The 21,454-nt window shown below is 71.1% G+C and carries 18 protein-coding genes and 2 pseudogenes; 8 read left to right on the plus strand and 12 right to left on the minus strand.

Going from position 1 to position 21,454, the window contains the following annotated elements; genetic code table 11:
- Positions 1-239: 239 nt before the first annotated feature.
- Positions 240-923 carry a DUF4328 domain-containing protein gene (locus B0675_RS37065; RefSeq protein WP_107482972.1) on the plus strand — a complete coding sequence of 228 codons (684 nt, stop codon included), beginning with the start codon at positions 240-242 and terminating at the stop codon, positions 921-923.
- A 208-nt stretch (positions 924-1,131) separates the two neighbouring features.
- Here the strand turns inward: B0675_RS37065 and B0675_RS37070 are convergent, their stop codons facing one another.
- Positions 1,132-2,031 carry a MerR family transcriptional regulator gene (locus B0675_RS37070; protein WP_081224565.1) on the minus strand — a complete coding sequence of 300 codons (900 nt, stop codon included), beginning with the start codon at positions 2,029-2,031 and terminating at the stop codon, positions 1,132-1,134.
- Positions 2,032-2,148: 117 nt separating this feature from the next.
- On the opposite strand from B0675_RS37070, the gene B0675_RS37075 reads away from it, so the two are divergent.
- Positions 2,149-3,669 (plus strand): alpha/beta fold hydrolase, encoded by a 1,521-nt coding sequence (locus tag B0675_RS37075; RefSeq protein WP_081224172.1) that lies wholly within the window; start codon positions 2,149-2,151, stop codon positions 3,667-3,669.
- Positions 3,670-3,992: 323 nt separating this feature from the next.
- On the opposite strand, the gene B0675_RS37080 is transcribed toward B0675_RS37075, so the two are convergent.
- On the minus strand, positions 3,993-4,736 hold the full coding sequence (locus tag B0675_RS37080) for a hypothetical protein (protein WP_241540137.1): 744 nt from the start codon (positions 4,734-4,736) through the stop codon (positions 3,993-3,995).
- Between the two features lie 223 nt (positions 4,737-4,959).
- On the opposite strand from B0675_RS37080, the gene B0675_RS37085 reads away from it, so the two are divergent.
- Complete coding sequence (locus tag B0675_RS37085; protein ID WP_081224173.1) at positions 4,960-5,796, plus strand: class I SAM-dependent methyltransferase; 837 nt, start codon at positions 4,960-4,962, stop codon at positions 5,794-5,796.
- A gap of 38 nt (positions 5,797-5,834) precedes the next feature.
- Positions 5,835-5,933: pseudogene (locus tag B0675_RS42320) on the plus strand (VOC family protein); the annotation flags it as partial.
- A gap of 105 nt (positions 5,934-6,038) precedes the next feature.
- Here the strand turns inward: B0675_RS42320 and B0675_RS37095 are convergent.
- From B0675_RS37095 to B0675_RS37115, 5 genes are all read right to left on the minus strand, one after another.
- Positions 6,039-7,109 (minus strand): peptidase C39 family protein, encoded by a 1,071-nt coding sequence (locus tag B0675_RS37095; protein ID WP_081224174.1) that lies wholly within the window; start codon positions 7,107-7,109, stop codon positions 6,039-6,041.
- 250 nt (positions 7,110-7,359) lie between these two features.
- A complete protein-coding gene (locus B0675_RS37100) occupies positions 7,360-9,462 on the minus strand; it encodes an iron ABC transporter permease (RefSeq protein WP_081224175.1) in 2,103 nt (700 codons plus the stop codon).
- A gap of 14 nt (positions 9,463-9,476) precedes the next feature.
- Positions 9,477-10,541, minus strand: a complete 1,065-nt coding sequence (locus B0675_RS37105) for an iron-siderophore ABC transporter substrate-binding protein (protein ID WP_081224176.1) — start codon at positions 10,539-10,541, stop codon at positions 9,477-9,479.
- Between the two features lie 291 nt (positions 10,542-10,832).
- Positions 10,833-11,696, minus strand: coding sequence for an ABC transporter ATP-binding protein (locus B0675_RS37110; protein WP_081224177.1), 864 nt, complete (start codon positions 11,694-11,696; stop codon positions 10,833-10,835).
- Positions 11,697-11,850: 154 nt separating this feature from the next.
- Entirely contained in the window at positions 11,851-12,702 is an 852-nt protein-coding gene (locus B0675_RS37115) for an AraC family transcriptional regulator (protein ID WP_179165564.1), read from the minus strand.
- A 270-nt stretch (positions 12,703-12,972) separates the two neighbouring features.
- Between B0675_RS37115 and B0675_RS37120 the strand changes: the two genes are divergently transcribed.
- Positions 12,973-13,500 (plus strand): DUF6584 family protein, encoded by a 528-nt coding sequence (locus B0675_RS37120; protein WP_081224179.1) that lies wholly within the window; start codon positions 12,973-12,975, stop codon positions 13,498-13,500.
- A 132-nt stretch (positions 13,501-13,632) separates the two neighbouring features.
- On the opposite strand, the gene B0675_RS37125 is transcribed toward B0675_RS37120, so the two are convergent.
- The gene (locus B0675_RS37125; RefSeq protein ID WP_081224180.1) at positions 13,633-14,394 is read right to left on the minus strand and encodes an isocitrate lyase/phosphoenolpyruvate mutase family protein; all 762 of its coding nucleotides are present in this window, start codon (positions 14,392-14,394) and stop codon (positions 13,633-13,635) included.
- A 195-nt stretch (positions 14,395-14,589) separates the two neighbouring features.
- On the opposite strand from B0675_RS37125, the gene B0675_RS37130 reads away from it, so the two are divergent.
- Positions 14,590-15,333 carry an aminoglycoside phosphotransferase family protein gene (locus tag B0675_RS37130; protein WP_081224181.1) on the plus strand — a complete coding sequence of 248 codons (744 nt, stop codon included), beginning with the start codon at positions 14,590-14,592 and terminating at the stop codon, positions 15,331-15,333.
- A gap of 275 nt (positions 15,334-15,608) precedes the next feature.
- Here the strand turns inward: B0675_RS37130 and B0675_RS37135 are convergent, their stop codons facing one another.
- A complete protein-coding gene (locus B0675_RS37135) occupies positions 15,609-15,824 on the minus strand; it encodes a DUF6243 family protein (protein ID WP_081224182.1) in 216 nt (71 codons plus the stop codon).
- A gap of 600 nt (positions 15,825-16,424) precedes the next feature.
- Here B0675_RS37135 and B0675_RS37140 point away from each other — a divergent pair.
- Positions 16,425-17,948 (plus strand): catalase, encoded by a 1,524-nt coding sequence (locus B0675_RS37140; RefSeq protein ID WP_081224183.1) that lies wholly within the window; start codon positions 16,425-16,427, stop codon positions 17,946-17,948.
- Positions 17,949-18,095: 147 nt separating this feature from the next.
- On the opposite strand, the gene B0675_RS37145 is transcribed toward B0675_RS37140, so the two are convergent.
- On the minus strand, positions 18,096-18,518 hold the full coding sequence (locus tag B0675_RS37145) for a hypothetical protein (RefSeq protein ID WP_241540138.1): 423 nt from the start codon (positions 18,516-18,518) through the stop codon (positions 18,096-18,098).
- 79 nt (positions 18,519-18,597) lie between these two features.
- Positions 18,598-19,683: a DUF5937 family protein gene (locus tag B0675_RS37150; protein WP_081224184.1), complete on the minus strand. Its 1,086-nt coding sequence runs from the start codon at positions 19,681-19,683 to the stop codon at positions 18,598-18,600.
- A gap of 99 nt (positions 19,684-19,782) precedes the next feature.
- Between B0675_RS37150 and B0675_RS37155 the strand changes: the two are divergent.
- A pseudogene (locus B0675_RS37155) lies at positions 19,783-20,973 on the plus strand (MFS transporter); the annotation flags it as partial.
- 23 nt (positions 20,974-20,996) lie between these two features.
- Here B0675_RS37155 and B0675_RS42325 read toward each other — a convergent pair.
- On the minus strand, positions 20,997-21,440 hold the full coding sequence (locus B0675_RS42325; protein ID WP_241540140.1) for an SRPBCC family protein: 444 nt from the start codon (positions 21,438-21,440) through the stop codon (positions 20,997-20,999).
- Positions 21,441-21,454: the final 14 nt, after the last annotated feature.

The following is a 21,454-nucleotide window of genomic DNA, read 5'->3' on the forward strand; positions in this document are numbered from 1 at the left end:
TCCGCGGACCGGTGCGATCGGGAGTACCGGAACGCGGTCCCTCCCCTGTGAAGCGAGCACTTGCGTCCCCGCAGTAGGAAACGCACTGGCCCTTCCCTCCGACGGCAACGGCTCACCGTCGTGCTCGTCGGTGCTCGATCGTGAGGTGTTCCCCTCTGTGACCGGGGGTTCCCCGAGGGTTATGATCCGCTGCCGGCCTGCGGAAACTCCGAACAGGCGGTTTCCCGGGGGAGCGTGCTGTGGGCGAATCGGTCGGATTGCCGCGGGGGCAGGCGCGGTTCACCTCTGCCACGATCGGCGCGTTCGCGGTGGTGACGGTCGCCGCCGGTGTCGCGGCGTGGCACAAGTACCAGTTGCTTGCCGGCCCGACGGTGACAGGACCCTACGCCGACAACCCGCTGGTCGAGGCCGACACGTATTTCAGGAATCTGATGGGCTGGCGGACAGGCCTGTTCCTCGCAGCCCTGTTCCAGTTCAGCATCTGGCTCGCCACCATGCGGGACGTCGCCGATGCGCTCTGGCCGGAGGGTCAGCGGCGGCGTCGGGCGTGGCTCGTCTTCGGCTGGGTCGTACCTGTGGCGCAGCTCTTCGTCCCCAAGATGTTCGTCAACGACCTGTGGGCCGCCGGCAGGCCGCAGGAACATCGTCGTCGCGGGCATCCCCTGCTCACGGCATGGTGGCTGTCCATGCTCGCCGCCGGCGGGAGCGTATATGGCGATGGTCCCAAGGGACTGAAGGACGCAGCGACCGCCGACGAGGCTCGTCACGCGTTGCGCCAGATCATGATCGGCGACGCTGTCGACGTCTGCGCCGCCGCCCTCTCGGTCGTGGTCATCTGGCAGCTCCTCCGAAGACTGGAGCGAGCCACGGTGACCGAGACAGCGCACGCAGAGGCCCCGCCAGTAGCCCAAGCCGGAGCCTGACGGATTTCTGTCGGGGGTATCGCCCGGCAGGATGTGGTGTGGGGGGCACCCTCCCGATGTCGGTCACGTCCTGACGGACCGCTGGCACCAGCTATGTGATCGTCGCGACAAGCGAGTCCCAGCCCACGGGCGAGGGCCCATGTGTCCGACAGCGAGAAAGCAGAAGCGGAGGCCGTTCGGCGCCCCGACTCGCCTTGCCCCACCCTCTTCAACTCGCCGCCTGGCTCGTCTGGTTGTCCAGTGCCGAGCAGAGCCAGTCGTGGGTGACGCCGGGGGTCGGTTCCGACGGGCCGGTGAGTTCGGCGGTGAGATTCCAGTAGTGATCGATGCGGGGGTCCGCGGCGAGGACCCCGCTCAGCCGGTGGCGGAAGTCGGGAGTGTCCCGCGTACCGCGTGAGTGTGCGTAGGCGGAGACGAAGCAGTCGAGGGCCTCACCCTCGTGGGGCGACCGCTGCGCCCGCAACTGCCGCGCGGCCAGGGCATAGGCCTCGCGGAGACCGTCGTACAGCACGGCCGGGCGCCCTCCGTCGGGGCCGTGCGCGGCGGGCTGGCCCTGGCCGGTGCCCGAACAGGGCGCCGTGACGAAGGCGTGCAGCCGGGTGAAGGCCAGTACCTGGGTGGGCGTCGGGGCGTCGGGGAGCTGGGGAACCGCCTGGTCGACGATGGCGGAGGCCAGCCGGGGCGGGAGCCGCGGTGGCAGCCAGCGTCGCCAGAAGCGCGCGAGGGGCGCTGTGTCGGGCGGGACGGCGACGGCACCGATGAGCCGCAGTCGCTCCGCGCGTTCCTCGGGGGCGCAGTCCTGGAGCAGTTCGAGAGCGGCTTCCTGCCAGCGCAGCGCAGTCAGCCGCGAGCCGATCTCGCGCAGCTTGCCGGCGACGACGTCCTCGAGGGAGTCCTCCTCGTCGAGAATCCGGCTCACCTGGGGAACCGGCAGGTCGAGCGTGCGCAGGGAGCGGATCAGTCGCAGGCGGTCGAGCGCGTCGGGACCGTACCGGCGGTGGCCCCCGGTACTGCGGATCCCTTCGGGCAGCAGACCGCGGTCCGAGTAGAAGCGAACGGTCTTGACGGTGACGCCCGCGCGCTCGGCGAGCTCTCCGATGCTCCACATGCTGCGGTCGGGCGACACGACTTGAACCTCCCTCAGGGGGAGTTCCTACGGTACCGGCGAGCACGGAGCGGCGGTACGGCCCGCTCCGCGCGGACCGACGCGTGCGAGGAGACGATGATGACGGCATTCATCCTGGTGGCGGGCGCCCACACCGGCGGCTGGATCTGGCAGGACGTGGCCGCTCGGCTGCGGGAGTCGGGGGCGGACGTGTATCCGGTGACGCTCACCGGCATGGGTGGGCAGGCTCCCCCGGCGGCGTCCGGGACGGACCTGGAGACCCATGTTCGCGATCTGCTGCGGCTGATCGACCAGGTGGAAGCGGCCGAGGTGGTGATGGTCGGTCACTGCTACGGCATGTATCCGGTGCTCGGTGCCGCCGATCTGCGTCCGGAACGGATCGCGCGGATCGTCTCCATGGACGCGGGCTTGCCCCAGGACGGGGACCGGGCTCTGGCCCTGGTGCCTGAACCGGCCATGCGTGAGCGGCTGTCAGGCCCGGCGGGCGCCGACGGGGGCGAGTGGCGTCTCTCGCCTCCCCCGCTCGACGAGTGGCACCACTGGGGCAGCCTCGAAGGGCTCTCACCGGTCGAGCTGAGTCGACTGGCGGACCGGGCCGTCGCACAGCCGGCGCGCACGCTGACTCAGCCGCTCCGCCTGTCGGGGGCGGTCTTCGAACTGCCGGTGACCGGTGTTCTCTGCACCGCCAACAGCTCCAGCATCACCATGGTGGAAGGTCTGGTGGGCCTCGGAGTTCCCCGCTTTCGGATGCTCACCGATCCGCGGGTGAGTTTCCTCGAACTCGACACCGGGCACTGGCCGATGCTGTCCCGCGCCGACGATGTGGCGGAGGTACTGCTCCGGGCCGCCGCGGGAGAAGGGCACCGGGTGGCCGCGGCCGGGAGCGAACAGCCGTCGCATCTTCGCCCGTTCCTGATGGACGTGCCGGAGCGGCCCCGCGAACGGGTGGGCCGGGTCGATCTCCACCTTCCCGACGCTCTTCCCGCAGACGGCTCCGGGTGGCCGGCGGTGGTGTTCGTCCATGGCGGTCCGGTCCACCCCGACGTGCGGCCGACGCCGCGGGACTGGCCGGCCTTCGTCGGCTACGGCCGGCTCGTCGCGGGCATGGGGGTGGTCGGTGTGACCCTGGACCACCGCCTCAACGATCTCGGCGACTTCCGGCAGGCCGCGGAGGACGTGAACGAGGCCATCGACCTCGTACGCGCCGATCCGCGCGTCGACGAGAGCCGTGTGGCGATCTGGTTCTTCTCCGCGGGCGGCCTGCTGTCGTCGGACTGGCTCGCCGCGTCTCCGCCGTGGCTACGGTGCGTGGCGGCGACCTATCCGGTCCTCGCGCCGCCGTCGAACTGGGGGCGCGTGGATCCCCGGTTCCGGCCGGTGGACGCGGTGCGTGCCGCCGGGCGCCTGCCGATCGTGCTGACCCGGGCAGAGCTGGACCGTGCGGAGATCGCGGTGACGGTCGAGGAGTTCCTGGCCGTCGCCAAGGAGTGCGACGCCGAGGTCGAGGTCATCGACGTACCGCTCGGCCGCCACGGCTTCGAGACGATCGACCACACCGAGCAGGCTGTGCGCGCCGTCGAACAGGCGGTGCGGGCCGTGGTGGGGCATGTGCGGGGTTGACCTGCCCCACCACGGTCCCTGCGGGAGGCACCGTCCGTTCCGGGGCTCGAAGGGCTTCCTACGGCGAGGACGTCTCGGCGTGATGGCGGTGAGCGCTTCGCGAGGCGGGCGATGCCGTCGGTGACATCGCCCGCCTCTCCGGGCTCCCCCGGCGTCTCCGCCCGCCGGAGCGACGTCCGCGATCGTCGCGCCCTGAGCCCGTGAGGCCCGGTCGGGCCGTGAGCTGAAGTAGTCCCCCGCTCCTCCGGCCACCGCTCCGCGGCCGCACACGCACAAGGCAGCGCTCATCTGCCGCTGGCTGCCCGCCACAGCCTCCTCGCGGGTCAGGTGTACGGACTTGAGGACATGTAGAGGGTCTCCGGACTGTCCGGAACCACGGGATACGACATGGTGTCGTGCCGACGGTGACGGCCGGACTGGCTCACGTCGTACGCGGGAGCCTTGGGTGCCAGCCGCCCCTCCGCCGCGAGCCGTTGAGCACGGAGGAGCAAGTCCTTGGAACTGAGGCCGAGTTCCTCAGCGACGGTCCGGAGATCCAGACCGGATTCCCAGCTCCACAGCAGAACGGAGTCCATTCCCGCCGTCCAGACCACCTTCGCAGACGTCGATGCCTGTTCGGTCAGAGGCGGACGGCTCGGTGGTGCCGATTCCGGCCGGGGGTGAGGCATCTGCGCCTTGGCCGTTTCCGGCGGGCGCTCATCCCTGGGGGCGGAGGGGGTGACGGGCACCGTGGGCTGCGCGGGCATCGCGGCCGGCAGTGGGACCGGAGCCGTCTCCGGGGGCTGAGGAGACGTTTCCGCAGAGGAGCTGAGCAGTTGGTCGGCGACGATCCGGGCGTCCTCCTTCCCGACCGTCCGCCGGGCGACCCGTACCTCACGCTCGTTGAGTCCCATCAAGTCCGCCACCGCCGCGTCGCTGCCGACGGTGATCGCAAACGCGGCGAGTGTCCTTGTCCGGCTGGCCACGGCTTCGTCCATCACCGCCTGCGCCTCGCGCACCCGGTCATCTCTCCTGCAAAACGCCTCGGCAAGAAGGCTGTTGCGTTCCCAAAGTTCACGTGATTCCACGCCGGGACAACGTTTCTGCGCCGCGCACGACACCCGATCCGAAGTGGATCACCCGAAGGGGCCATCCAGGATGATGTCGACGGCTGCTGATCGGCACTCGGCGTCCGGGCCGCGCGGGCTGTCCTCAGGGTCGAGTAGTACAGTCCGTTCCCTCCTCCGGAGTCGGGCTCGGCGCTCCCCGGAGCCGAGCCGGAATCCGCCTCTCGTCGGCGAGGAGAGAGTTATGACAGCGAAGCCCTCCGGGGTCTGGGCCACGGCCGTCGGGGTCGCTCGGGTCCGGGCCCGCGAGACCCGGCGCGAGAATCCCTTGTTCCTGGACCCGCTCGCGGAGGCGTTCGCGGTCGCCGGTGGCCTGCCGGTCGACGGGGAACCGTTGCACGCGCCCGTGGACGAAGCGGCCCGGCGGCGTTGGGCCGGGGTCGGGCTCTCGATCGTGGTCCGCACCCGCTTCCTCGACGAGCTGCTGGGCGACGCGGTCGCGGCGGGCTGTCGCCAGGTGGTCCTGCTGGGCGCCGGCATGGACAGCCGGGCCTATCGACTCGACTGGCCCCCGGGAACCCGCCTGTTCGAGATCGACACGGCGGAACCGCTGGACTTCAAGGAGTCGGTGCTCCGGGCCGAGCGGGCCGAGCCCCACTGCGAGCGGATCGCCGTCCCCGTCGATCTGCGGGACGACTGGCCCGGTGCCCTGTCCGCTTCCGGCCACGATCCGGCGCTGCCCACGGTGTGGATCGCTGAGGGCCTGCTGATCTACCTGCCCCAGGACGCGGTCGACCGCCTCCTCGGGCAGGTGGGAGAGCTGTCCGCGAGCGGCAGCCGGATGGGCCTGACACTGGGACAACCCGGAGTCCTCGAACGCTTCGCCCAGGACACCGGCACCCCGGCGTCGATGTGGCTCTCCGAGATGCCGTCGGACCCGGTGGCCTGGCTGGACGGTCTCGGGTGGGACGCTCGCGCGTACACCCTGCGTGACCGCGCCGCGGCGTACGGACGACCGGTCGCGACGCCCGAGGAGCAGCCGCCGAGACGCGGCGGCCTCATCTCGGCGGTACGCCGCTGAGCGCGGCGCACGTCCGCGAGCCCGACCCCACCCCCACGCGCGCATCGTGGCTCATGGCCCCGGACGGTGACCGGATCGAGTCGGTCGAGTGGCCGTCCGGGCGTCCCGACGGCATCACCGCAGCGGACACCGCCTGACGCGGTCACGGTCTGTGGAGCCACGAGTCCGCCGGCGTGGTCCGTACACGTCCAGGGTTCCCGGGCTCCCCTCCCGGCCCGTCCGCCTGCGGCGGTGCCGAAGTACTACGCGCCGCCGATGATCACCGCGCCGTGCACGCGGTCCCCCGAGACGGCCGACATCGTGACGAGCGAGGGGTCGGGCACCGGCAGCAGATGGGCGTCGACCCAGGTGTCGCCCGTCGCCGCGTTGGCCCACGGGTCCTCGATCACGATGGCGTCGGGCGTGACACCGTGGCAGAGCACCCAGTGCGGTACGTCGAATCCCTGCATGGCGGCGAGCGAGACCAGGAGCAGGACGCTCTCCTGTCGGCCGATCGCCTCCCGGATCGCTGTGCTGGAGAGGGGGTTCGGGTCGATCGGCACACCGATTCGTTCCGCCTCCGTACGCGATGCGCTCTGGAGGACCGCCCGCCATTCCTGTTCGCCTGCGGGGAGATGGTCGATCAGTACCGGGTGGTCCGTGTCGAGGTGGACGGTGACGGGGGACGACGGCCACCGGCGGTGCACCGCGACGCCGAGGCCTACGGGTTCACACGCGAGGAAGTTGGTCGCCTCGCGCCACAGGGACAGCTCGGCCCGGCGGTCGAACTCCTCGCCGGGCATCACACCCGCGTGCGCCTGCGCGACCAGGGCGGTGACGGCACCACAGGTGAAGTGCGTGGTCTGCCCGTAGTACGGAGGTTCGGTCACCGCGCCGTCGTGCAGCCGGCGGATGTAGCCGGTGGCGGGCCCTGGCGCCCCCTCCGACAGGGCGAGCGGAGGACGCAACGGGGCGAAGCCCGCGGCAGCGGCGTCCTCGGGGCTCGCTGTCCAGCCTTCCCACGAGACCTGGGCGAGTTCCCTCCCACGTGCGTGGTCGACCACGGCCTCAAGGACTGCCGGTACGTCGCCCACGGCATCGACGATCTTCAGATAGGCCGTGTGCGGACGGGCCGTCACCAGGGCCGCGGCGGCCCAGTCCTGACCATCGGCGGCCTCGACGGCGACGACGTGAGGGGTGTGGAGGGAACGGTCGGCCGACAGCCAGCGCTCCAGCACGTCCTGGCGCACCAGCCGCCTCAGCGGGTCCGGCAACGCGTCGGGCACGAACGCGACGACGATCTTCTTCACAGGCGCTTCCTGTCGGGACGGCATTACGGGCTCCTGAACGGGTCGGACGTTGGGGAGAGGACCGGAGCCGGGACGACTCCCGGGCGTGCGGCGAAGGGGCCGGCCGACCACCGGCAACCGGCAACCGGCAACCCACGGTGGACGGCGGAAGCCGGTTCGCGCCGCTGGACCATGTCCGGGAGCCGGTCGGCGGCCGGCCGCCCGGACACGCCGGCGCGGTCCGTACGCGCATCGCCGCCGGGCAGTGCGCCTGATGTCCACGCCACCACGGGCGTCACGCGCGGGACTTGCGGAGCACCCAGATGAAGTACGGCCCGCCGACCAGCGCGATCATGAGCCCTGCGGGCACCTGGGCGGGTGCGACGACGGTGCGGCCGAGGGCGTCGGCCACACACACCAGCAGTGCGCCGAGCAGCATCGCGACCGGGATCGACCGGCCGTGCCGGGCGCCCACCAGCGACCGGGCGAGGTGCGGGGCGACGAGCCCGACGAAGCCGACGACCCCGACGGCGACCACACTGAGCGCCGCGAGCACCGCGGCGACAGCGAGTGCGCCGAGCCGTGTGCGTTCCACGCCGACCCCGACGATGCGCGGGGTGTCCTCGTCGACGGCGAGCAGATCGAGTCGGCTGCGCATCATGAGCAGCACGGGCAGCGCGATCGTCAGGGCCACCGCGACCGGCAGGACGTCGGGCAGCGTGCGGCCGTAGGTCGTACCGGAGAGCCAGGTGAAGATCCGGGGCGTGTTGTACGGGTCGGCGCGCAGCAGCAGGAAGGTGGTGATGGAGCTGAGGCCGTACCCGCAGCCGATGCCGATGAGTACGAACCGGTCGGGCAGGAAGCCGCCGCGCCAGGCCAGCAGGGCGATCACGGTGAACGTGGCCAGGCCGGCCAGGACCGCGACGGCGATGAGCACCGTCCGTCCCCCCGACAGGTCGGAGGTGACGACGCCCGCAGCGCCCAGCCCGGCGCCCGCCGTGATGCCCAGAATGCCCGGCTCTGCCAGCGGGTTGCGTACGGCGCCCTGTACGACGCATCCGGCCAGTCCGAGTGCCGCGCCGGCGAGGACCGCCGCTGCCACGCGCGGGACCCGGTCGTCGAGAGCCTGACCGATCAGGGCGGGGGCGGCGCCTCGTACCCAGAGCGCGATGTCGCCCGTCCGCAGCCAGAGGCTTCCTGCCAGGGTCGCCACGAGGATCGCGCCGGCAAGGAGGACCAGCGTGCCGAACACCACGAGGAGGAAGGCGCGTCGGGACCGTGCGGCGACCTTCGCGTGGGGAGGGTGCTGGAGCCGGCCGGTGTCCCGCAGTCGCAGCGCGAGGACCACGATCACGACGGAGCCGAGCAGTCCGGTCGGCACGCCGGTGGGGATGGAGGCGGCCCCGTCGGCGCCCTGGACCGCGCGCAGAGTGGCGTCCGCGAGGAGGATGAGCAGTGCTCCGAGCAGCCCGGCCGCGGGCACCAGGTAGAGGTGCCGGCGCAGTGCCCCCACCCGTGCGGCGATCAGGCGGGCCAGGACGGGGGCGCCGAGGCCGACGAAGGAGATCGGGCCGGCGAGTGTCACCGCGGTGCTGGTGAGGAGCACCGCGCAGAGCACGGCGGTCACGCGGGTGGTGCGGATCGGCACGCCGAGGGTGGACGCGGTGTCGTCGCCGAGGTTCATCACGTCCAGCCGTCGGGACAGGGCCAGGGCGACGCACGAGATCACCGCCACGAGCGGCAGGGCGCGCATCGACGCGTCGATGTTGAGCTGGGCGAGCGAACCGCTCCCCCACGCGAAGAGGCCGGTCGTGTTCTGGTCGAACAGGATCAGGAGCATCCCGGACGCAGCGTCCAGGGCCATCGCCATGGCGGATCCGGCGAGGATGAGACGGGTGCCCGCGGTGCCCGCGGCGCGTCCCGCGAGCAGCAGCACGAGCGCCGCGGCGACCAGGCCGCCCGCGAAGGCGACGGCTCCGGACGCCCACAGCGGGACCGCGAGGCCGAAGGCCGCGATGAGGGTGAGCGTGAAGTAGGACCCGGCTGTGACCGCGAGGGTGTCGGGTGAGGCGAGTGCGTTGTGGGTGACGGACTGGAGCAGCGTGCCGGCGCAGCCGAGGGCGAAGCCCACGGCCACCCCGGCGAGCAGACGCGGGACACGCGAGCCGGAGATGATCTCGGCGACCGGCGGCCCACCGGCCTTCTCGCGTTCACCGGCGAGGTGGCGCAGCAGGTCCGCGACACCGACACCCGACGTCCCCTGCGTCAGGTGCCACAGGCCCACGAGGGTGGTCACGAGGAGAAGCAGTCCGAGGACGGCCGCCCCGGCGGGGCCGCCGCCGCGGTCGTCACGCGGCGCCGCTCCTCCCCCGGCCGGTGACCCGGGGGGAGCGCTCACCGTCTGCGATGTGCTCACTTCTTGTCGAGGACGTCGACGTAGGCGTCGATCGCCTGCTCGCAGGAGCGGGGACCGCCGGCGCCCCAGACACGCGCCGGGAACGCGTGCGCGCGGCCCTCCTTGACGGCCGGAAGGGTCTTCCAGATCGGGTTCTTGGCCAGCGCGGCGACGTATCCGCCGGCTCCCTCGTCGTTGGCGTAGAAGATGTTGGCGTCACCCACCGCGGCGAGTCCCTCGACGTCGGTCTGTGCGAGGCCGTAGGCGGGGTCGACGCCTCCGTCGCCGTGCGCCTTGTTGACGTCGTTGGTCCACGCGGGCTTCATGCCGAGTTCCTTGCCTATCTCGGTGAACAGGGCGCCGTCGCTGTAGGGGCGGATGGTGAGGTTGCCGCCCTCGAGCCATCCGTCGAAGAAGAGGAAGTCGTTCGTCGGCAGGTCGGCGTCGACGACCTGCTGCTTGGCCTTCGCCAGGTGCTGGTCGAACTCCTTGAGCACCTGGTCGGCCCGCTCGGTGCGACCGGTGGCCTTGCCGATCATGCTGAACACGTCCCGCATGTTGCCGATCGGGTCGTCCGGGTTCGCGCCTCGGGTCGCCATCACGGGGACACCCCGCTTCTCCAGCTTCGCGATGGTCTCGTCGTCGGCGTCGAACGCCTCCACCACGATGAGGTCGGGCTTGGCGGCGTAGAGCGTGTCGAGGTCGGGCTCCTCACGGGTACCGATGTCGGTCACGCCTGAGGGCAGCTTCTCCGCGCTGACCCAGGTGCTGTACCCCTTGGCGTCGGAGACCGCGGTGGGGGTGACGCAGAGGGTCAGGGCGTCCTCCACCTGCTGCCATTCGAGGACCGCGATCCGCTGGGCGGGGTGGTCGAGCTTCACCTGCCGGCCGACGCCGTCCTTGAAGGAGACCGGCCCCGTCGCGGTGGTCGTGGTGTCGTCGGCGCAGCTCTTCGAGGCAGGCGAAGCGCTCGCACGGTTGGCGGGCGCGGCCTTGTCGACGTCGGTGGTTCCGCAGGCCGTCGCGGCGAGGGCTACGAGACCTGCGGAGGCTGAAGCCGCCAGGAGACGGGCACGGTTCATTGAGGTTCCTCTTTCTTGCGAGCGCTGTGCGTTCTTCGTGCGATGCGCTGTTCGTTGCGACGGGTGACAGCGGCGGACGCGCCGTTGCGACCGGGCGTCGCCAGGGGGTTCATCGGAGCGATGACGGGCGGGGCGGGGGTCCGCCACGCGTTGTTCGGTACGGGAAGAGGGCATGAGGGACCTGCCCGCGTCGGCCGCGAGGGCGGCCAGGTGGGCGGGAGGATTCAGCGAGACACTTCAGGCGGGGTGCCGGCGGCCGGACGCGTGCGGGGAGTTCCGGACGCGGCCGGTTCAGGCGGGGTACCGCCCGATGGGGTCGATGCGAAGGCGGCCCGTGCGAGGATCGACGGCGACTTCGACGTGGATGTCGTAGACCTCGCCGATGTTCTCGGCGGTGAGGACGTCGACGGGTTCTCCGGCCGCGTGCACGCGGCCGGAGCTCATGAGGATGAGGGTGTCCGCGACACGGGACGCCTGGTCGAGGTCGTGTAGCACGATCCCGACGGCGATGCCGTGCTCCTCGACGAGATCGCGCACCAGGTCGAGCGTCTCGATCTGGTAGCGCAGGTCGAGGTGGTTGGTCGGCTCGTCCAGCAGTACGACGCCGGTGTCCTGGGCCAGGCAGGCCGCGAGCCAGACACGCTGCATCTCCCCGCCCGAGAGTTCCCCGACGAGCCGGCCGGCCATGTCCCGCACCCCGGTGACACCCATGGCACGGTCGACGGCGCTGCGGTCCTCGGCGCTCGGTCCGCCGAAGCCCCGCCGGTAGGGGTGACGTCCGAACGCCACGACCTCGGCCACCGTCAGTCCCTGGGGCGCGGGCCTCGACTGGGAGAAGAGCGTGACCTCGCGGGCGAACTGCCGGGAACTGAGCAGGGCTGCGTCACGTTCGGACGTCCCGTCGGCGGCGCCCAGGGTCACCCGTCCGTCGTCGATCCGGTGCAGTCGGGCGAGCGAGCGCAGCAGCGTGGACTTCCCGCTGCCGTTCGGCCCCACCAGTGCGGTGGCGCGACCGGGTTCGAGGGCGAGGGACACACCGTGGACCACGGGCTTGGCGCCGTACCTCAGCACCAGGTCGTGCCCGTTCAGGGCGGCCACCGGCGTGACGGGGCCGGCCGCGGGGCGGTCGACGGGCCGGGGGGAGCTTGTGAGCATGGACGGATCCGGACGTTCGGAGGGGCAACGATCTCGGCACCCCCCGTCCCGCCGTCACCGGCCGGGCCGCAGACTCCTCCGCATACGGAAACCACCGTTCACGGCGAGCACCAACTAAGGGTCACCTAACTCCGAGAAGGCTATATTCCGCTCGCTACGCCGACAATCCGGAGTTCGGGACCCTCGATACGGGAATCCGGACACCTCCGCGGGCGTCGTCGGCCGTGCTGAAGTACGCACCCGGGGTCGTCCCCATGACCCGCCGGAACGCGGCGATGAAGGAACTGGGCTGCGCGTAGCCGAGCGTCTCCGAGATGGTCATCACGTCGAACCCCTCGGACAGCAACGTCAAGGCCCGGTGCACCCGCAGGACCTGCCGCCACTGCGCGAAGGAGAGTCCGGTCGCGCGACGAAACGCCCGGGTGACCGTGCGGTCGCTGACTCCCAGCAGCCGCGCCCACTCCTCCAGCGACCGGCCGTCGGCGGGATCGTCCAGCAGGGCCTCGGCGATCGCGTCGATCCGGGAGTCGCCGGGAAGCTGCAGGGCGAACTGGCGCTCCGACGGCACGAGCACGTCAAACACGACTGCCTCGGCCCGGGTCCTCGCCGCCGCGTCGAGATCCGTGCGGGACAAATGCGTCAGCAGCGACTCCAGCAGAGGAGTCATCGCGATCGCCTTCGGTTCCTCGAAGGCGATCGGCGTGCGGTCGGGGGCGAAGAAGGCGTCGTGGAACTCGGCGCCGGCCGTGGCCCGACCTCCGTGCACCACACCGGCGGGCATCCACAGCCCATGTCCCTCGGACACGGTGAAGACACGGTCCTGCACCCGTGACGTGAGCGTCCCGCCCCGCACCCACACCAGCTCGTGCTGAGGATGCGAGTGCGGTGACCACTCCGTGGGAACGCGGGGGATGTGGAGCCCGGCGTTGATGACGAAGGGTTCCACGGTCCGCTCCGGCAGCGCGGCCGCCCGAAGCACCACGGTTCCCGCCTCGCGGCGCCACATCCCGGGGCTCGCCTCACCTCGGGATGATCGAACCATGCGGACGAGTCTATCCGGGGGCGCTTCGGGGGGACCGCCGGCATCGGAGCTGCCGTCGTGCACGGGCGGAACCGTGGATGTCAGGCCCTCCGGCGTGCACGGGCGGAACCGTGGATGTCAGGCCCTCCGGCGTGCACGGGCGGGACCGTGAATGTCAGGCCTCCCCCATGCGCAGGCGGACCGCTCGACAAAACCGGGTCGACACAGGTCAGTTCCGTAATCGATCATCCGTTCATGTCCTTGACAGAGACCCTCGCCCGTATCGACGCGGACCTGGTCGCCGGGCGGATCCCCGTCGCGCGCCAGCGCCTGCGCGGTCTCATCTCGTCCTTCCCGCACGACCTGACGCTCCGCCGTCGTCTGGCCGAGGTGTACCGGCTGTACGGCGACGCCGCCGAGGCCGGGCGCTGGATGTACCTCGAAGAGGACCGGAACCTCGACGAGACCGCCGCCTTCGAGGCCCGGTACCGGTCTCCCGGGCGGCGGATGAGGGCGCTGGCCTGGCACGCCCCCGAGACGGAGGCAGGCAACCCCTTCGCGGAGGCCCAGCTGGCCGCGGTGCGCGGCGCCTGCGCCGAGAAGCTGGGGCGTCCCGTCGACTGGACCCGTCCCGCCTCCTACCAGGACGGCCTCAAGGATGAACACGAGCCGCCCTCCGGGCCGTTGACGCCAGGGGGCGTGCTGGCGGGTGTCGGCTGTGTGGTGGCAGTCCTCGGGTTCCTGGCGATCTGGGTGAACGGGCTCGTTGCGCTTTTCGACTGACGGCAGGTCACCGGGGCCGGCGCCAGGAACGGAACGCGGCCCAAGACCGGGCGAGGATCCGTCGCTGTCGGAAGGGCCGGGTCCCGCGACGAGCGTCGCGGGACCCGGCCCTTCCGACGTTTCCGTCCGTCCCTAGGGCGTCCAGGGACCGAGCATGTCCTTCATCGCGTCCGTCAGCGCGAATTGCAGCAGCGGGCCGTAGGTGATCCGGCCGACGCCGAGGCGGCGGAAGCGCTCGAGGTCGTGCTTGACGGGATGAGCCGTGGAGTTCACGGGAACGGCCACGGCGCCGGTCACCGCGGTCAGCAGTTCGTCGTTGTCCTGGATCCCCACCGGATAGACGCTGTCGGCACCGGCCTGCGCCAGGGCCCGCAGTCGCTCGATCGCCTCGTCGAGGACGGCGGAGGGGTCCTTCGCGTGCAGGAAGAGGTCGGTACGCCCGTTGACCCATACCGGGATCCCGGCGTCGTCGGCCGCCGCGCGCAGACCGGCGATGTAGTTCGCGTGCTCCTGCGTGCTGCGCACCCGTCCGCCGTCCGAGTGGACGGTGTCCTCGACATTGAGACCGACGCCTCCGACTTCGGTCAGGCCCGCGATGAGATCCGCGGGCTTCTGGCCGTACCCGGCCTCCAGGTCCACGGACACGGGGATGTCGACCGCTGCGACGATCGGCCTGACGGCGGCGAGTACCTCCTCGAAGGTCTGCCCCTCGTGGTCGTCGGCACCGCGGGAGTCGGCGAGCGGATGGCTGCCGATCGTCAGCGCGTGGAACCCGGCCCCGGCGGCCGTCCGCGCGGACCAGACGTCCCAGACGGTCGGCAGTACGAGCGGCTTGTTCCCGGCGTGCAGCTGCTTGAGGCGTTGAGCGCGCTCAACGGTGGTACGAGAGTCCATGTCGTGGACGCTACCCCCGGAACGCCACGAAGAACGTGCCGGCAGGGCCCCGTCCGGCATCCTTCGCGGACCCCGGGTCGGCCACCGACTCCCGAGAGACGGGCCGACGTCCGACGGGCAGCGGGACACCGACCCCGGCGTCGCACGCGACAAACCCCACGACGCCGGCGGTCCTCCCCGGAATACTGGTCGCCCATGGATGAGGTCGAAGTCGTCGTCGCCCATTCCGAGCGCGCGACCCTGCGCGTCGGCGACATGTTCCTGAAGGTAGACGCCGATCAGGCGCGCATCGACGCCGAGGTCGCGGCCATGGCCCTGGCGCCGGTCCCGACGCCAGAAGTCCTGTGGCGCAAGCCGCATGTGCTCGCGATGGCCGCACTCCCGGGAACGACGGTCGGACGCCTCGGCGGCCCGTCGACCGGTTCGCCGGGGGCCTGGGCCGCGGCGGGCGCCGCCATCCGGAAGCTGCATGACGCGCCCCTGCCTCCCTGGCCCGGCCCGGGAAGGGGCCTCGACGAGTTGAGGAGGGAGCTCGACGAGGAGTGCGAGGCGCTGGTGACGAACGGTGTCCTGCCCGCCGACCTGGTCATCCGCAATCGCCAGGTCGCCGAGGCCGCCCTGCGGCCGTGGACTCCGGCGTTCACGCACGGCGATCTGCAGATCGCGCACGTCTTCGTCGAGGACGACGAGGTGACCGGCATCATCGACTGGTCCGAGGCGGGCCGGGGCGACGCCCTGTACGACCTCGCCACCTTCACCCTCGGACACGAGGAGCACCTCGACGACGTCATCGCCGGCTACGGCACCGACGTCGATCTCGCCGTGATCCAGGCGTGGTGGGCGCTGCGAAGCCTGCTGGTGGTCCGCTGGCTGATCGAGCACGGCTTCGACCCGTTCACAGCAGGCTGCGAGGTCGACGTGCTGAGATCCCGCATGTGAGGCTGCGCAGACCGTCTCTTGGGTGGGCCCTCTGGACAGCGTCGTTCCCGATCACGGGCGTCGCGGGCGAGGCTCTGGCGTAGCAGGCCCAAACCCCCGGCAGCCGCCGGGGGGGGGCGATGGCCGGGCCGTGCTCGGCGCCGGAACGGCTGCCGATGTGAGCCGGTACCCAAGGCTCCGAACGTCGTCGGAGAACGTCTGACGGGGCAGGGCCCGGAGCGCGCTTCGCGGTCCGGGCCCTGCCCCGTGCGGTGCCGCCGTGCGGCGGCGGTGCGTCAGCTCTGTGCGGTGGCGTCGTCCGCCTGCCCGGCGCCCTCGGCCGCGGCCGCCTTCTCGCGCATCTTGCGCACCAGCTCGGCCTTCTGGTCTGCGGCACCCTGGCGGTCGAGGTTGCGGTACGGCCCGTTGTTCTGTCGCTCGGCGCGGGACAGCTTCTTGCGCTGGCCACCGCCCTGACCCACGGGGTTGTTGATGTTCTTGCTGACGGTCATGGGTTCTCCGGGTCATGAGGTGAAGTGATCTACGGATTCATCGGTGGGGACGGGCGGCGCCGTCGAAGGACGTCAGCGGGGGCCCCACGCCCTCACTCGTAAATCGCCGTCTGGAAGAACATGACAAAGACGTTACCCGGTTCCTTCACCCCCACAGACCACATTCCGCCCGCCTCGGCGTCTGCCGGGCATCTGCCGGCTCGCACACGCCTGCCTGAGGCATCCGCGCCCATGCCGACACGGAGGGGGCACGGCCCGGCACCCCGCGTCACTCGTACGGCGCCGTCGGGGTCGGGCTGTCGGATCGCCGCGGGCGCCACCTCCGGGCCCGGCTCCCGCGTTTCCGGACGGAGCCTGCCCCGCAGGGGGCGTCCGGCTGTCGCTGGCGGAGCACGACGGGACGGGAGATGTTGGGGGGTGGCGCTTTAGCCCGGTTCATGAGCGTTTTACGACGTCGATCGCGGGTTACTCGTGCCTCGCTGTCGGATTAGGGGCGGCAGGTGCCCGGCTGCGGCCGGGAACGTGCAGTCCCGGCCGTGATGCACGGCCGAGGTCAGTGTTCCGTGTACCCGCTCGCATCATCGAAGGGGAAGATCGAGAATGACCGACACCACACCCAAACCGACCACCACCGACGCAGGCATCCCGGTGGAGAGCGACGAACACTCGCTCACCGTCGGCCCGGGCGGACCCATTCTGCTGCAGGACTCGTACCTCATCGAGCAGATGGCCCAGTTCAATCGCGAGCGCATCCCCGAGCGTCAGCCGCACGCCAAGGGCAGCGGCGCGTTCGGTCGTTTCGAAGTCACCGCGGATGTGAGCGCCTACACCAAGGCGGCGGTCTTCCAGCCCGGCACCACCACCGAGCTCGTCACCCGGTTCTCCACCGTCGCCGGCGAGCGCGGAAGCCCGGACACCTGGCGCGACCCTCGCGGCTTCGCGGTGAAGTTCTACACCAGCGAGGGCAATTACGACATGGTGGGCAACAACACCCCCGTGTTCTTCGTGAAGGACCCGATGAAGTTCCAGCACTTCATCCGGTCGCAGAAGCGCCGCGCGGACAACAACCTGCGTGATCACGACATGCAGTGGGACTTCTGGACCCTCTCCCCCGAGTCCGCCCACCAGGTCACCTGGCTGATGGGCGACCGCGGCATCCCGCGCAGCTGGCGGCACATGAACGGCTACACGTCGCACACCTACATGTGGATCAACGCGCAGGGCGAACGCTTCTGGGTGAAGTACCACTTCAAGACCGACCAGGGCATCGAGACGTTCACCCAGCACGAGGGTGACCAGATGGCGGCGGCGGACACCGACTACCACACCCGGGACCTCTTCGAGCACATTCGCGACGGCGAGTATCCGAGCTGGACCCTGTACGTGCAGGTCATGCCGTACGAGGAAGCGGTCGACTACCGCTTCAACCCCTTCGACCTGACCAAGGTGTGGCCGCACGGCGACTACCCCCTGATCGAGGTCGGGCGGATGACCCTGGACCGCAACCCCACGGACAACCACGCGGAGATCGAACAGGCCGCCTTCCAGCCGAACAACCTCGTCCCGGGCATCGGCCCGAGCCCCGACCGCATGCTCCTGGCCCGACTGTTCTCGTACGCGGACGCGCACCGCTACCGGATCGGAGCCAACTACCAGCAGCTGCCGGTCAACGCTCCCGTCAACCCGGTGCACACGTACTCCAAGGACGGGGCGATGGCGTACCGCAAGACCAGCGACCCGGTCTACGCGCCGAACTCGAAGGGTGGCCCTGCCGCCGACACCGCCCGGTTCGGCACTCCCCCGAGCTGGCACGCCGACGGGGACATCACACGCGCCGCGTACGTCTCGCATGCCGAGGACGACGACTGGGGCCAGGCCGGCACCATGGTGCGCGAGGTCCTGGACGACGCGGCGAGGGACCGGCTCGTGGACAACGTGGTGGGCCACCTGCTCAACGGCGTCACCGAGCCGGTGTTGCAGCGCGCGTTTGAGTACTGGTCGAACATCGACAAGTCGATCGGTGAACGCATCCAGCAGGGGGTGCGTGCCAAGGCCGACGAGAAGGACCCCAAGGCCTCCGAGCAGGGCAATCCCGCGCGTCAAAGCATGCAGCACAAGGCCTGACCGGTCTTCCGAAGGCGTGGTCCGGGGGCGCGTGGTCCGGAACCGGTCCCGCCTTCCACGCTGTTGCTGCCGGCCCGTCTCGTGGCCGGCAGCGACAGCGTGTGCATGGTGAGCGTTCCCAGGCCTCTGCGTCGGCCTGATGCCCGGTCAGACGGAGGCGAAGGTCTCCGCCGGGACGTCGTCGAGAACGAATCCGTTGTCGAGCCGGACGCGGACCGTGACACGGAGCATCTGTCGTTGGTAGGCGTCCCAGTGCTCTTCCAAGGACGCGACCTGCTCATCCAGTTGCGTCCTGCTCGCCGACGGCATCTGGTGGCCGAAGTCTTCGAGGAGGGCCTTGAGACGCAGGTACTCACGCGCTTCGTGGCTCTGCTCCGGGTGGTGTTCGTCCACTCGCTCGACGGTGCCCTCGATGCCTGCCGCCAGCGCGAGTGAGGCGGTGAAGGCATCGGGCTCGTCCGAGGGCCCGCTGGCGGGGATCACCGACCCGGCCAGGCGGAGATCCGCCACCAGTCGTACGCGTTGGCCGGCGTTCAGCGTCATCGATCCTTCGTCTTCCTCGTCGGTCACCGGTGATCCGGTACACGGGGGCGTGAGCCAGCCTACGCAGCCGCTCGTGGCCAGGAGCACGCCCGGGCCGGCGACGCCGTCAGCGCAGAACGGCCGCCAGCAGGTCGCCACCCAGTGCCGTCAGGTCGGGTAGGTTGAGAGTGTGGTGGACGTAGCGGCCGTGCCGGCGGGCGGTGAGGAGTCCCGCGCGGCGCATGACGGCGAGGTGGCGGGAGACTTCGGGCGACGTCAGGTCCCAGGCGTCGGCGAGCTCGCCGGTGGTGTGGGGGCCGCGGGCCAGGGTGCGCAGGAGTCGTAGCCGCACGGGGTGGGCGAGTGCCTCCAACCGCAGGGTCACCGTCTCCAGTGCGACGGGCTCGGACGGGGTCTGCTCGGCCACCGGATACTGCAGGACCGGCTGCCATCCGCGGGCGTAGACCGCCACCAGGTGCGGGCGGCCGAAGACACTGGGGATGAACGTGACGCCGCCGCCGTGGGCCGTGGTCGCCGCGTCCTGGAGTTTGTCCACGACGATGGCGCCGTCGTCCGGTGCCAGGGAGACGGCGCCGGAGACCGATGCGAGTGCCGGTCCGATGCCCTGGCGCTTCAGCAGGTCGTTCTTCAGACGCAGGTCGTTGGCGAGTTGCACGGCGACGTCCGCCCAGGCGGCGTCGAAGAACGCCTCAGCGCACTGTTCGAGGGTGTGCCGCACCCGCGCCCGCACGGCGGCGGGGTCGTCGAGCAGCCGCTCGGCGAAGGCCTCCTGTGTCGCGCCGCGGGCCTGGGCCCGGTCCAGGACCCGTTCGCGCGCGTCGGCGTCGGTGAGTGGCGACGGTGTGGCGTAGCGACCCCGGTTGCTGCCGCAGGAACTGACGAGCGCCGCCCTCACGTACGTCTCGTCGTCGATCTCGTCCACGTCGTCCAGCTCCTCGGCAAGCGTCTGCCGGGGCCGGGCGGGGACGAGGAAGTCGGCTCGTGCGGAACGCCAGAGGAACTCCGCCTCCCGTAGTCGCTCGGCCAGCTCCGGCCGCAGCCCGGCCCACACCTCGGCGGCCCAGCCGGCCCGCTGCGGATGGTGCTCGGGCTCGGCCAGCACGTGCAGCATCGCGGTCAGCTCGGCCAGCGGGGAGGCCGCGAAGCGCAGTCGCTCAGGAGGCAGGCCACCGGTGTCGATCCTCAGCGTCATCCCGTCATCATCACCGAGTCGGCACGCAAGGGCGGCGTCGGTTGACGATGTCCGTCAACCGACGTGGCGGCTGTGGGGCCCGAACCCACCGTTGACGCCATGGCAACCACCCTGAACATCCGGTCCCGCGGCCTGATCCGCGCCTTCGGAGGCCCCCGCTACGCCGTCGCCCTGGCGGTGGACGCGCTGGGCACCGGCCTGCTGCGGCCCTTTCTGCTCCTCTACGGAGTGATGGTGCTGAGCCTGTCCGCACCGGCGGCCGGCATCGCCATGACGGGCGGCGTCGTCGTGGGTCTGATGTGCATGCCCGCGGTGGGCCGGTGGCTGGACCGGGGTGCGCGCAGCACGGTCGTGGCAGCGTCGATGCTCGTACGGGTCCTGGGCGTGGGCCTGCTCCTGGCCACTCCGTCGGGACACGTCTGGCTGTTCTCGACGGCGGCGCTCTTCCTCGGCATCGGCAACCAGGCCTGGCCGGCCGCCCACGCCGCCCTCGTGGCCACGGTCACCGACGGCAGGGAACGCGACACCGCTCTCGCGGCGGGCCGTTCCCTGCGCAACGCCGGTATGGGGGCGGGCGCGCTGCTGGCCACCGCGTGCCTGGCCGGAGGGGCCGACGCGTTGCGGGTACTGGCCGTGGGCACCGGGCTCGCCTATCTCACGGCCGCGGTACTCGCGTGGTCGGTCCACCTGCGCGCACACCCGGCCGCCGCTCCGGCCGAGGCAAGCGGCGATGCACCCGCGCCACGGATGCGCGTGCTCCTGGCCGCCAACGTGATCTACGTCTTCTGCCTCAACGTCCCCGAGATCGCGCTTCCCTTGGTGCTGGTCACGCAGTTGCAGGCATCCCCGGTGTGGTCGGCGGTCCTTTTCGTGACGAACACCGTCCTCGTCGTCGCCCTGCAGGTGCCCGTCACCGTCCTGCTGGCCCGCTTCCCCCGGCGGATCGTGCTGGCGTTCGCCGGCGTGGTGCTCGCCGTGTCCTACCTCGGCTTCCTCGCCGCCACCGCCCTGGGCGGCGGCTGGGGCGCTCCGGCCGTGGCCGCCGTGTCCGTGGTCTGCACGCTGGGGGAGATCATCTACGCCGGCAGTTCCACGGCGCTCGTCACGGCCCTCGCCCCGGCCCATCTGCTGGGACGTACCCTCGCGCGTTTCCAGCTCTCCACGGGCTTCGGTCTCGCGGTGTCTCCGGCGGTCATCACCGCTCTCGCACCGCACGGGCCGGCCACTCTCTGGGGCAGTCTCGCCGCCGGTACGCTGCTGTCCGCGTCCGCCGTCGCCACCGAGAAGGATCCCGAAGGCGCCCCGGTTCGCCGTCAGCTGCCCCTGCGAGACTCGGCACCGGCTGACCCTGCGGACTCCATCAGTTCTCGGAGCCGGTTCAGGTCGCCCGTGACCATGTCGGCGTCACGCTCGAAATCGGCGTCACTCACCTGCGGCTGCCGGCGAAGAGTGAACACGACCTCGCTTCCCTCGCCGTCGCCGATCACGCGGACCGGGTTGTAGACGGTCTCCCCGGAGGGAAGCGTGACGTGGTGGTCGATCACACCCAGCTCGTTGCGGGGCACGAAGGTCACCACGACCCTTCCCATCGGGGAGGATTCCGCGACCCACTGCCCATCGATCCTCTTGATGGAGCCCCCCAGTCCGAGGGCCCACGCGGGGAGGTTCTCCGGGTCCGCCGCGTAGGCGTAGACCTCGTCGGCCGTGCGGTCGACATGGACACTGAGATGGCGTGATTCTCTGTCGGCGCTGTTCATGATGGCGAGGGTAG

The sequence above is a fragment of the Streptomyces sp. M41(2017) genome (assembly GCF_002078175.1).
In the GTDB taxonomy this organism is placed as follows: domain Bacteria; phylum Actinomycetota; class Actinomycetes; order Streptomycetales; family Streptomycetaceae; genus Streptomyces.

Coding starts and splice junctions, on each gene's coding strand:
- B0675_RS37085 (WP_081224173.1), top strand. CDS start 4,960: ATGACAGCGAAGCCCTCCGGGGTCTGGGCCACGGCCGTCGGGGTCGCT.
- B0675_RS42325 (WP_241540140.1), bottom strand. CDS start 21,440: ATGAACAGCGCCGACAGAGAATCACGCCATCTCAGTGTCCATGTCGAC.
- B0675_RS37125 (WP_081224180.1), bottom strand. CDS start 14,394: ATGGACTCTCGTACCACCGTTGAGCGCGCTCAACGCCTCAAGCAGCTG.
- B0675_RS37130 (WP_081224181.1), top strand. CDS start 14,590: ATGGATGAGGTCGAAGTCGTCGTCGCCCATTCCGAGCGCGCGACCCTG.
- B0675_RS37135 (WP_081224182.1), bottom strand. CDS start 15,824: ATGACCGTCAGCAAGAACATCAACAACCCCGTGGGTCAGGGCGGTGGC.
- B0675_RS37105 (WP_081224176.1), bottom strand. CDS start 10,541: ATGAACCGTGCCCGTCTCCTGGCGGCTTCAGCCTCCGCAGGTCTCGTA.
- B0675_RS37070 (WP_081224565.1), bottom strand. CDS start 2,031: ATGTGGAGCATCGGAGAGCTCGCCGAGCGCGCGGGCGTCACCGTCAAG.
- B0675_RS37115 (WP_179165564.1), bottom strand. CDS start 12,702: ATGTGGCGCCGCGAGGCGGGAACCGTGGTGCTTCGGGCGGCCGCGCTG.
- B0675_RS37150 (WP_081224184.1), bottom strand. CDS start 19,683: ATGACGCTGAGGATCGACACCGGTGGCCTGCCTCCTGAGCGACTGCGC.
- B0675_RS37110 (WP_081224177.1), bottom strand. CDS start 11,696: ATGCTCACAAGCTCCCCCCGGCCCGTCGACCGCCCCGCGGCCGGCCCC.
- B0675_RS37140 (WP_081224183.1), top strand. CDS start 16,425: ATGACCGACACCACACCCAAACCGACCACCACCGACGCAGGCATCCCG.
- B0675_RS37075 (WP_081224172.1), top strand. CDS start 2,149: ATGACGGCATTCATCCTGGTGGCGGGCGCCCACACCGGCGGCTGGATC.
- B0675_RS37120 (WP_081224179.1), top strand. CDS start 12,973: ATGTCCTTGACAGAGACCCTCGCCCGTATCGACGCGGACCTGGTCGCC.
- B0675_RS37095 (WP_081224174.1), bottom strand. CDS start 7,109: ATGCCGTCCCGACAGGAAGCGCCTGTGAAGAAGATCGTCGTCGCGTTC.